An 11,218-nucleotide genomic window follows, 5' to 3' on the forward strand; every position below is an offset into this window, starting at 1 on the left:
TATGATCAAAGGGGATCCAAGTGTACTGCTCGCCGTCAGCGGGCCGAAGACCGAGAAGGTGTTTGCCGACATGGTCCTGGAGTGGCGGAAGGCAGAGCTGACTGTCAGGACGACAAGCCGGGAGGCATGGAAGAGTCTTCAGGAGACAACGTATTCTCTTGTGATTGTCCTGTCTCCTTTATCAGACGGGCAGGGAATCGACCTCGCACAGATGGCGGCACAGACCAGCGCGGGGGTGATCTTCGTCTGCAGACCGCAGGGTTACGATGCGGCGCTTCAGAAGCTGGGTGAAACCGGCGTCTATGTCTTTTCGACGGACATGGGGAAACGGATCTTCCAACAGGCGCTGAGAATGATGTATGCGGTGAACATCCGTCTTGCAAAGGATGCCCCGCAGACGCAGATGCTGCAGGACCGCATCAAGGATATCCGTGTCATCAACCGTGCAAAGTGTCTTCTGATCCAGTATGAGCGTATGAGTGAAGACCAGGCACACAAGACGATCGAGCGGGAAGCGATGAACCGCCAGATGTCCAGACGGGAGATTGCAGAGGAGATCCTTGTTTCCTATGGTGCGTGAAGCCAGGCTGCGGGACTGGGGATTTCAGACAGGAGAGGTTTCAGGTGTGTGCATCCAGGAAAGGACGGATGGACGCAGACATCTGGTGCCTGCGTATGCTGACAGCCGTGTATGCTGGTGTCTGTGTATGGGAAGTCGAAAAAGCAGGGTTTCGGACTGAAGATTGGCCGGAACCCTTTTTTATGAGGGCGACCGCTCATCATCGAGTGCGGAGCAAGAGATGAAGGCGGTGCCGCCTGATCGGGTAGACAGAGTTCATCTGCCCTACTCAATTAGGATGGCAGTGCAGAAGGCAGGCGGGAGGAGAACACGGCTGATTCAGATTCCAACTGCGAGAAGACGAGGCAGGTAAGATGAATGCAACTGACCAGTATATGAGGGCGTGCAGGCTCTGCCCAAGGAACTGTGGCACGAACAGGCTTTCAGGCGCATGCGGCGCATGCGGTGTCCCGGCAGAAGTCTATGTGGCGCGGGCTGCACTTCACGCCTGGGAGGAACCCTGCATCTCAGGACACAATGGCTCCGGGGCCGTCTTTTTTGCCGGCTGCGGACTGAAATGCGTCTTTTGTCAGAACAGTGCGATTTCGGGAACTTCCGTGTCGAAGAATCTGACTGAGAACAACCTTCCAATATGCCGGGTTGCTGTGCCGGGGAAGCCGGTGACAGTCAGTCATCTGGCAGCTGTGTTTCTGCGGCTGCAGAATGAGCAGCATGCCAACAACATCAATCTGGTCACGGCGGCTCAGTACATCCCGCAGGTGGCACAGGCCTTGAAAGTGGCTAAGGCACAGGGGCTCAGGATCCCGGTCGTATACAATTCAAGCGGCTATGAGAAGGTCATTTCTCTGAGACTTCTGGAAGGGCTGGTGGATGTCTGGCTGCCGGATTTCAAGTATATGGATCCTGAGCTTGCCGCAGCGTATTCCCATGCGCCGGATTATCCTGAAATCGCGAAGAGGGCGATTGCAGAGATGGTACGGCAGGCAGGAGAGCCTGAGTTTTATGAGGAAACTCGGTGGGGGACAGATGGAGAACCGATGCCTGCAGGATCAGGGGCGAAACTCATGAAGAAGGGCGTGATTGTCCGCCATCTTCTGCTGCCCGGACATGTGAAGAATGCGAAAGCTGTTGTACAATATCTGCATGAAACATACGGCAATTCCATCTACATCAGCATGATGAATCAGTATACACCGATGGGAAATAACTGTAAGGATCCGCTTCTGGCGCGGAAGGTCACAAAGCGGGAATATGAAAGGTTGACAGAATATGCAGTCGGGATCGGAGTCGAATATGGATTCATACAGGAAGGCGAAACCGCGAAGGAAAGCTTTATCCCGTCCTGGAACGGAGAAGGCGTCTGAAGGACGATGGAAGGACAGTCACATCGGTGAACGCAAAAAGCTGCATCTGGAGGAAAACCTGGAGCAGCCACGGCGGGACAGGGACCGTGCGGCCGGGATGCAGCAGACGCGCAGTGGCAGGGACCGTGCGGCCGGGATGCAGCAGACGCGCAGTGGCAGGGACCGTGCGGCCGGGATGCAGCAGACGCGCAGGGACAGGAGCTGTGGTGCCGGGACAAGGCAGCCACGTTGTGAAGATCGCTGCGCAGCCACAGAAAGGGAGAATATCTGCTCGAATGCGAAGAAGTGTGGCGGCTGCGATTATCAGGGGGTGCCCTATAAGCTCCAGCTCCGGAAAAAGGATGCACACATCCGCTATCTGCTGAAGGACACCGTGCGCAGGATTCACCCCATCATCGGAATGGAGACACCTCTCCATTATCGGTGCAAGGTGCATGCTGTATTTTCTCATGACCGGAAGGGAAACCCGATTTCCGGAATCTATGAAAAAAACTCCCATGTGATTGTTCCGATGGACAGCTGTATGATTGAGGATGAGGTGTGTGACCGCATCATTGTCAGCATCCGGAGTCTGCTGAAGTCCTTTAAGATCAGGACCTTTGATGAGGATACCGGGTACGGACTGCTTCGCCATGTGCTTGTCCGCAAGGGATATGCGACGGGCGAATACCTGGTCGTGCTGGTTGTCGCCGACCCGATCTTTCCATCCAGAAACAACTTTGTGAAGGCGCTCAGGAAGGAGCATCCTGAGATTACATCGATTGTTCTGAATATCAATGACAAGTCAACCTCGATGGTGCTCGGTGAGCGCAACATCACCCTGTACGGCCCAGGTTTTATCAAGGATGAACTGTGCGGACACAGATTCCGGATCTCGCCGAATTCATTTTACCAGGTGAACCCGGCCCAGACAGAAGTCCTGTACCGGACGGCGATTCGATACGCATATCTGACCGGGAAGGAAGAAGTTCTGGATGCCTACTGCGGGACAGGGACAATCGGCATCATTGCCTCTGACCAGGCTGGCCATGTGACAGGCGTTGAGCTGAACAGGGAAGCTGTGAAGGATGCCATCAGCAACGCGAGGGCAGAGCAGCTGAAGAATGTCGATTTTATTTGTGCAGATGCAGGTGCGTATCTGAATCAGCTGACGAAAGCGGCAGAGGCGGAAGAAACAGAGGGATGGTTCAGCGGGAGAAAGGCAGGCCGCAGGAAGGACCCGCGTGTTCGGCTCCCGGATGTCATCATCATGGATCCGCCCAGATCTGGCAGCACTCCGCAGTTTATCCGGGCAGCAGCACGCTCCGGCGTCAAACGCATCGTATATATTTCCTGCGGACCAGAGAGTCTTGCGCGAGACCTGGAACTCTTCGAGGAGCTTGGCTATGCGGCAGAAGAGGCACAGCCGGTAGACCTTTTTCCGTTCACGGGGCATGTGGAGACTGTATGTCTCTTGAACAACCGAAAGCCGGATTCCTATGTGAGCTGGAAGTTGGATATGGAAGATTATTATAAGATCAAAGACAAGGAGAATGCTGCCCGGAGAAGTCTTTGATGTGATCAATTAAGATATAATGTCTTTCACTATTACGAGGACAGGCCTTTCAAAAATGTGTTGACTATGACACAACGTGATAGTTTATACTCATCTTTGTCAGGAGGTGCTGAAGTGTATTTGATCAAAAAGGTCAGTGAAATCAGTGGTGTATCGGTGCGCACTTTACATCATTATGATGAGATCGGTTTGCTGTCTCCTCAAAAAAAGGAAAATGGATACAGGTATTATTCTGATGAGGACATGTCTCTTTTACAGATGATACTTTTCTATAAATACTTGGGGTTTCCCCTGAAGCAGATAAAGGAACTGCTGAAGCGGGAGGATAGCGAATTACTGCCTCATTTAAGAAAACAGCTGCTTTTAATGCAAGCAGAAAAGCAACGTCTCCTGACGCTCATAGACACATTGGAGAGGACGATTGCGTCCAGGGAAAGGAGAACGAGTATGTCGGTGAAAGAAAAATTTAACGGATTCACATATCAGGATAATCAAAAATATAAGCAAGCGGCAATCGATCTGTATGGAAAGAAAGTCATTGAAGAAGCTGTCGAAAAACAAAAGGGAAAAGAACAGGAACTTACGGACGGCTTTAATAAAATCTTCTTTGCTTTTTCTGATAATATGTCAAAAGGGATAAGCGCCACAGCACAGGAGAATGTGAGATTGGCAGCAGAATTGCATGAACATCTTTGCAAATATTCCTTTGATTGTCCGATAGATGTATTTTCAAGTATCGGTTACGGATATGTGAAAAACGAAGAGTTCAAAAGCAATTTGGACAAATTCGGAGAGGGAACAGCGCAGTATGTATGCGACGCCATTCAGAAGCATGTGAACGAAAACAGGAAGTAAAATTATTCTTATGGGTGACAGAGAATAGGATCTCTGCCATCTTTTACGAAAAGCTCTTAACGATGCATAGGCTTTCGATGCCGCATGAATCGTATTGCGGAGGACTATCTCAAGGGAGGTGCACGTGTTTGTCTTATAAAATTACAATCATAGAAGATGACCAAGCGCTTGCTAAACAGATTTCGCGGCTGCTTTCCCGCTATGGCTATGACTGTGAGGAAACAAAAGACTTTTCAGCCATTGACGGGCAGATTGAAGCGGGAAAGCCGGATTTGATCCTGCTGGATATAAATTTGCCGAAATTTGACGGATTCTATTGGTGCAGAAGATTACGGGAGCGCACAAAAGTTCCTATCCTGATCATGTCAGCGCGAAGCGATACGGCAGATCAGATACGTGGGATGGAATCCGGCGCAGATGATTACATTACGAAGCCGTTTGATCCGGATGTGCTGCTGGCAAAAGTGAATGCCATCATCCGCCGCAATTACGGGACTTTGAAACCGGGAATGGCAGCCCAGGGAACGGAGAAATGCGGCGTCCTCTTCCGGGAGAACCGTCAAACGGTTGTCTATGAAGGCGCACAGGCAGAACTATCCTTCACGGAAACGCAGCTGTTCCGGGAACTTTTTGACGCATTTCCTGACGCCGTATCCAGAGGAGAGCTGTTTATGCAGGTTTGGGACAGCGATACTTTCGTGGAGGAAAATACCCTGAACGTTAATATCCGCAGGCTGCGGGAGAAGCTCGCCGCCGCCCGGCTTCCCATAGAAATCAAGGTGGTTCGCTCCCTGGGATATAAGCTGGTGATCGGAGGAAGCGTATGAGACTGTTTTTGAGAGATCACTTGGATATTATCCTTTTCTATGCCTTTAATGCCTTGTTTCTGTCTTACGTTTATCACAGGATGGATGGTTTCCAGACAACCGATGGTATTTTTTATTTCCTGTTTCTGTCTTTCTTCCTGCTAATGCTTCTCCTGCTGCTGCGGTATGTCCGGAAACGCAGACTTTACCGGATGCTGAGCCGCGATCCAGCCACCCTGGAAGACATGATGGATTTGGAGGCTGCTGACGCAGAGACGAACGCTTTCTTACGATACAACCGGAAATGCTATGAAGCCTATGAGCGGAAGCTGAACACATGGCAGGCGGAAAATGGACGGTGGCAGACCCATCTCATGCAGTGGGTTCATCAAATGAAAACCCCTGTCAGCGTGATCCGCCTGATGGTGCAGGACGATACAAAACAGCTGGATTCTTTTGGCGTATTGTATGAGTTAGATCGTCTGCAGAGCCAGATGGATCTGATGCTGGGGCTCGCCCGCGCAGGGCAGGCCAAAAATGATCTGGTCATAGAGCAACTGTCCTTGGACGCCCTGCTGCGGGATGTCATCCGCAAGAATAAGCGGCTGTTTATTCAGCATCAGGTGTTCCCACAGATGGAGCCCGGAGAGGACGGTTTGATCCGCAGTGACCGGAAGTGGCTTGCCTTTGTGATTGAGCAGCTGCTACACAATGCAGTCAAGTATTCCCCTTCACATTCTACAATCGAGCTTTCCATCAAAAAGGATGGAATGTACACAAAGCTCACGGTCCGGGATCATGGCGTCGGAATCCGCGCAAGAGATCTCCCCCGTGTATTCGAACTCTATTATACAGGTTCCAACGGACGAGAAAGCGACCAGTCCTCCGGAATCGGGCTGTATCTGGTGAAGACAATCTTAGACAGCCTGGGGCATGGCGTTGAACTGAAGTCGAAGATCAATGAGGGAACAGAAGTTTCCATTCTGTTTTGAAAATGAAAAAGTGACAACCACTGTCACTTTTCGTCACTTTCTGCGATAGTGATTACGGCCATTTTTCCGTATACTCCCCCTGTAAGCAGTTCTAAATACGAGAAAGGAGACAAGCAATATGAGTGTATTGTCTGTCGAACAGGTGACGAAGATATACGGAAGCAAGGTGAAGATCCGGGCGGTGGATCATCTTTCTCTGTCGGTTGAGAAAGGGGAGTTTATCGCTGTCATGGGCGCCTCGGGGAGTGGGAAGTCCACACTGTTAAACCTGATCTCCGGTATCCTGCCGCTGACCTCCGGCGAAATTCGTATCGATGGCAAAGATATTTCCCGTTTGAATGAGGAAGAAGCGGCGCGGCTGCGCCGTGACAAGTTGGGCTTCGTCTTTCAGGACTATAACCTGGTGGACACTCTGACCCTCGGAGAGAATATCATGCTGCCGCTGATGTTCCAAAAGAAAGACCCGGATACCATGCGCAGGGAGGCGCATATCTATGCGAAGAAGCTGGGGATTGATACGGTCTTTGACAGCAGGACTTACGAGGTTTCCGGCGGTCAGGCTCAGCGAGCCGCGATTGCGCGGGCGATCATCCACCATCCCAGTCTGCTTCTGGCAGACGAACCCACCGGCAACCTGGATTCTGCGTCAGCACAGCAGGTGATGCGGATATTCGCCGCACTGAATACGGAAGAACAGGTCTCTTCCCTTGTTGTTACCCACGATCCGCGGACGGCAAGCTTTTGCGGGCGGGTGGTGTTTATCCGGGACGGAAAGGTCTTTCATGAGCTTTACCGGGAGGACAATCAGCTTCATTTTTATGATGAGATCTTAAGTGTCCTCAAGTTTCTGGGAGGTGCATGAGATGACCTTTGGACAATTTGTGCGAAATAGCGTGCTGCGGGATAAGGATAACTACGCGGCGTACTGGCTGAGCAGTATTTTTACAGTGGTTGTTTTTTTTGTTTTCTCTGCAGATCGTCATCATCCTGAACTTTCAACGGACCTCTCTATCAGGAATATGATGAGCTACGCACAGGTGGCAATTCTAATCTTTTCCTTTGGCTTTTTGACCCTTTCTATCTTTGCCTTCATAAAGAAAAAGAGGCAGACCTACGGAACCCTGCTGATGATGGGGATGAGCAAAAGACAGGTGCGGCGCATGGTTTTTCTGGAAAACATGCTGATTGGCTCAAGCGCTGTCGCGGTGGGTATTGTGATCGGACTGGTCTTCTCTCATCTGACCGTGATGATGATGGGAAGATTCATACACCTGAGTGAAATCCGATATGTGTTTCCATGGCAGACCATCCGGGACACCGTCATTGGCTTCCTGGCGGTCTTTGCCCTGGTCAGTCTGTTCCAGGGAAGGAGGCTCACCAGAATTCCTGTCCGGGAACTCATTTCAGGTCGGGAAAACGAGGGCAGGAACATGAAATTCCACCCTGTTCTGGCGATCCTTGGACTGGCATCTCTGATTTTGGGCTATCTGCTGACGGCTTTCCATGAGATCCCATGGATCAGGAGTGTTTTTGAGCGGAACGAACTATTGGTAAAAAATGTTGCTCCGATGATTATCAGCTGTGTGTGTGTCGGACTCTTCCTGGTCTTCCGGGAGTTTGTATTTCTGTTCCTTGATGAGATCCGCCATCGGTCAAAGCGATATTTGCAGGAAGGAAATGCTATATGGGTCTCCGGGCTGCGGGACAAGCTGAAAAGTTCTGTCACTACGATGTTCATCTCCACGGTCATGCTGACCATGGCTTTTTCGGCCATTATCACTTGTATTACTATCATGACTTCTGTGCGCGCGGATATTACGGCGATGAACCCTGCTGCCATTCTTTATATGTCCTTTGACGGGGATGACGAGGCGGATGCAAACACTTCACTGATCGAACAGGCACTGGTCGAAAACGGCGTGGAATATCAGGCATATCAGTATGATATTCTGGAATATGGCGACGATGAAATGCATGCCAATAAGTTGCTGCGGGCATCGGACTATAATCATCAGGCCGGAACTCGCCTTGCCCCTGCAGATGGACAGGCAATTGACATCAGCGGCAGAAACGCTTATGAGGCGACGGTTACCGTTACAGATACGGACACACTGGAAATCACAGGTTCCGCCAAACCATGGTTGGAATTTCATCGACGGAATCACTCCTATGTAGTCAGTGACAGCACCTATGACCGTTTTCTGTCTTCTGGGAAGATGAAGATTGTAACCGCATACGAATATCAGGCAGACGATGAGGCACAGGCGGAGGAAGTACGCTTTGCCAGCCGTGTTCTGACAGAACGAATTGCATCCGGCTACGGAACGCCCCGAATGTTTCTTGCACGGATCGTAGATATTGACCTGCAGGAGTATGAGTATGGGCTACTTGGGTATGTAGCATTTTTATTCTCTCTGATTTTTATTGTGGCCTCTGCCAGTCTGCTTTACTTTCGTCTGGTCAATGACGCAAGAGAGAACCTGCCTCAGTCAAGAAACCTGTATCGTTTCGGGCTGTCCGTGCCGCAGATCCTGAAGGTTCAGAAACGGCAGATGCGTGTGCTGTTCCTGCTTCCATTGGCGTTTGCCGTGCTGTCCACCTTCTTTGCTATGAACTTTCTGATCAATATCGAAGCAGCGTCCATCCATATCTTTGTACGCGCGGCGCTCGTCCTGATACCGTTGATCCTGCTGGAGCTGGGATATTTTGCCTTGCTGAACCAGCGATTTGAAGCAAAGCTGCGCGTATATCTTGCAGTTGAATAAAAGGAAGGATCGTGATGAATATGAAATTTGAATTAAACAGAGCACAACTGAAAAATATCGCATTGGTTTTCATGGTGCTCGATAATGTCTGGCTTCGCTTTTCCGCGAGCTTTAGCAGCATGGCGCATCTGGCAACAAGATTTGTCGCTCCGCTGTTTGCCTGGCTTATGGTAGACGGATTTTTCCATACTAAGTCCAGAGGGCATTATTGCAGACGCCTGTGGATCGCGGCGATCCTCATGCAGGTGGGGAACGTGATCTCCTTTGCGATCTTCAAGGAGAAAGGGATTACGGACAACATCTTCCTGACACTGGCGCTGGGCTTTACCACCATCTGGATCTTCGATATGGCAAAGACCACGAAGCAGCATGGAAAGAAGATTCGGCTGCGGGCTTTGGCAATCGCTTTAACAGCGCTGGGGCTTGCGCTGAGTATTGTCCTTTATATCCCGCTCCCCTTCGGCAGTGCCATCATGCTGGAAGGCGGCCTGCAGCTCATCCCCTTCATCCTCTTTGCGTATTTCTTTCATGACAGCAAATGGAAGCAGGCGGTGGCTATTCTTGCCTACAGTTTCCTGATGTTTTTCACCTTGTATGGAGGCATCGGAGGTGTGCAGGGATTTGATATGTTCTGCGTGAACTCCGACTGGATGACCTTCCTAGTGATTCCGTTTATGTTTTTATACAACGGCAATGAAGGCAGGAAATCCTCTTTCGGCAAGTGGTTCTTCTACATATTCTATCCCAGTCACCTGTGGATAATTGCGATCCTGAGTGTTGTCTTATGAACGAGAATGCAAGGCACAAAAAGCACTTGATACTGCCACCGGAAAAACAGATTCCTATGTGAAATGGAAGTTGGATATGGAAGATTATCATAAGATCAAAGACAAGGAGGACGCTACTAGAAGAAGTCTTTGATGTGGTCAGTTGATATGTGATATTTCATATTATAAGCACTAAAATTTAAATTGTGCTTATAAAAGTTAGCCCTGTTCTGGAAAATGAAATGCTAATCCAGAACAGGGCTTTGTCTATGTATGCTGGTACAGCACAGCATTACCGGCAATGGAGCGTTTCTGGAATTTGAGGAACGAAGAAGGAGTGCCGATGATCGACAAGAAGATGAGTGAAGCGAAATCGTGTGAACTCGATTGAGTGGCAGAAGCGAGGCTTAAAAATAGCCTCTTTGTGGTAAAGGGATATTTCAAGGAAACCGGGACTAAGACCGTTGAGGATATTATGGCCGACGTTCTAAAAGTAGAGCATAAGACCAGACTGTTGGCAGAAGACGAATGGGGACAGAAAAACAGCAGCCCTGCTATAAGAGCATGGCCACTGTGAGGGCGTGACGGAATACTACAGGTCTTTCAGTTTTGACTTTTCTATATCTGTCAGCCCTTTCCGCTTAAAATATCGATCTTCAACTTCGCACAGGATCCAAGCCAAAAGAATGAAAAGGAGCGGAAAAGCAACCAAGTGAAGCCCTACTGTCGCACCTAAAGGTAAGCCAATAGCAAAGGCTATTATGATGGGGATGAACTTATTTATCGTTGCCTTGCGGATTACAAGCCACTCTGCCCAGAACAATACTACAGAAATCAAAAAGATAATAAATTTCATAATGCTTGCCTTCTTTCTGTTTTTTTGTAGGAGGAAATCAGTTTTTTAGCAGTTTCGTATGACATTTCGCCATCTAAGGCCATGTCCTTGATTAAAGTGACAAACTGATCTTCCTCTGATTTTACGCCGGAGACCTTTTGAATCAGTCGATCTGTTCGCAGTCGGATCGTGGGATAGGAAACATCATAATGTTGCGCCATACTCTTTAACGACCCGGAACACAGGATAAACTGTCGTATGAACTCGAAATCTTCTTCGTCAAGTCTGCGGAGCCAGATAGGGAAATCATCACTTGTCATAATCATCATCTCCTTTCTGGTTACTATTATATAATTTAATATTATTTAAGTAAATATGAACAATATGAAAAATATTATGATATTATTTTTGATAAAATTTATCTCGTAAGAAATAGGTTATGTTTGTGATGACTTATGAGCAGATACTTAGGTGTAATATGGGGAGCAGGCACAAGAACTACGCTAGTGGAAAAAGTGTACTGATCGCTACTATGGGAAATACAGTTTTATAAAGATTATAAATCTTCAAGAGTGCTGTGCTACCCGTCAAGAGGACAGTGAATAATTAAAAAGTTTTGTGCCGCCAGTCGAATGATCGACTGGCGGTATTCTTATGCCGCTACATAATAGTTCTCATGGTATTCAACAGGGGTCATGA

At 49.1% G+C, this 11,218-nt stretch carries 12 protein-coding genes; 10 read left to right on the plus strand and 2 right to left on the minus strand.

Features of this window, described 5'->3' with window-relative positions:
- The first annotated feature begins 1 nt into the window (after window position 1).
- The 10 genes from FYJ35_RS10050 (at window position 2) to FYJ35_RS10095 (ending at window position 10,261) form a co-directional block, all read left to right on the plus strand.
- On the plus strand, window positions 2-580 hold the full coding sequence (locus FYJ35_RS10050; RefSeq protein WP_154526102.1) for an ANTAR domain-containing response regulator: 579 nt from the start codon (window positions 2-4) through the stop codon (window positions 578-580).
- A gap of 353 nt (window positions 581-933) precedes the next feature.
- Window positions 934-1,944 (plus strand): radical SAM protein, encoded by a 1,011-nt coding sequence (locus FYJ35_RS10055; RefSeq protein ID WP_154526104.1) that lies wholly within the window; start codon window positions 934-936, stop codon window positions 1,942-1,944.
- Window positions 1,874-3,499, plus strand: coding sequence for a 23S rRNA (uracil(1939)-C(5))-methyltransferase RlmD (gene rlmD, locus FYJ35_RS10060; protein WP_235906517.1), 1,626 nt, complete (start codon window positions 1,874-1,876; stop codon window positions 3,497-3,499). Before FYJ35_RS10055 ends, rlmD begins: the two co-directional genes overlap by 71 nt.
- A 114-nt stretch (window positions 3,500-3,613) precedes the next feature.
- A complete protein-coding gene (locus FYJ35_RS10065; RefSeq protein ID WP_277067563.1) occupies window positions 3,614-4,354 on the plus strand; it encodes a MerR family transcriptional regulator in 741 nt (246 codons plus the stop codon).
- Between the two features lie 128 nt (window positions 4,355-4,482).
- On the plus strand, window positions 4,483-5,181 hold the full coding sequence (locus FYJ35_RS10070; protein ID WP_205839799.1) for a response regulator transcription factor: 699 nt from the start codon (window positions 4,483-4,485) through the stop codon (window positions 5,179-5,181).
- The gene (locus FYJ35_RS10075) at window positions 5,178-6,152 is read left to right on the plus strand and encodes an ATP-binding protein (protein WP_154526110.1); all 975 of its coding nucleotides are present in this window, start codon (window positions 5,178-5,180) and stop codon (window positions 6,150-6,152) included. The genes FYJ35_RS10070 and FYJ35_RS10075 overlap by 4 nt, the downstream gene beginning before the upstream one ends.
- A 118-nt stretch (window positions 6,153-6,270) precedes the next feature.
- On the plus strand, window positions 6,271-7,014 hold the full coding sequence (locus FYJ35_RS10080; protein ID WP_154526112.1) for an ABC transporter ATP-binding protein: 744 nt from the start codon (window positions 6,271-6,273) through the stop codon (window positions 7,012-7,014).
- A gap of 1 nt (window position 7,015) precedes the next feature.
- Window positions 7,016-8,917 carry an ABC transporter permease gene (locus FYJ35_RS10085; protein WP_154526114.1) on the plus strand — a complete coding sequence of 634 codons (1,902 nt, stop codon included), beginning with the start codon at window positions 7,016-7,018 and terminating at the stop codon, window positions 8,915-8,917.
- Window positions 8,918-8,931: 14 nt separating this feature from the next.
- Window positions 8,932-9,705 (plus strand): TraX family protein, encoded by a 774-nt coding sequence (locus FYJ35_RS10090; protein WP_235906519.1) that lies wholly within the window; start codon window positions 8,932-8,934, stop codon window positions 9,703-9,705.
- Window positions 9,706-10,075: 370 nt separating this feature from the next.
- A complete protein-coding gene (locus FYJ35_RS10095; protein ID WP_154526116.1) occupies window positions 10,076-10,261 on the plus strand; it encodes a hypothetical protein in 186 nt (61 codons plus the stop codon).
- A gap of 15 nt (window positions 10,262-10,276) precedes the next feature.
- Here the strand turns inward: FYJ35_RS10095 and FYJ35_RS10100 are convergent, their stop codons facing one another.
- The gene (locus tag FYJ35_RS10100) at window positions 10,277-10,540 is read right to left on the minus strand and encodes a hypothetical protein (protein ID WP_154526118.1); all 264 of its coding nucleotides are present in this window, start codon (window positions 10,538-10,540) and stop codon (window positions 10,277-10,279) included.
- Window positions 10,537-10,839 (minus strand): DUF2089 family protein, encoded by a 303-nt coding sequence (locus FYJ35_RS10105; protein WP_205839800.1) that lies wholly within the window; start codon window positions 10,837-10,839, stop codon window positions 10,537-10,539. Before FYJ35_RS10105 ends, FYJ35_RS10100 begins: the two co-directional genes overlap by 4 nt.
- Window positions 10,840-11,218 lie beyond the last annotated feature (379 nt).

The organism is Porcincola intestinalis (genome assembly GCF_009696445.1).
GTDB classification, from domain to species: Bacteria; Bacillota; Clostridia; order Lachnospirales; family Lachnospiraceae; genus Porcincola; species Porcincola intestinalis.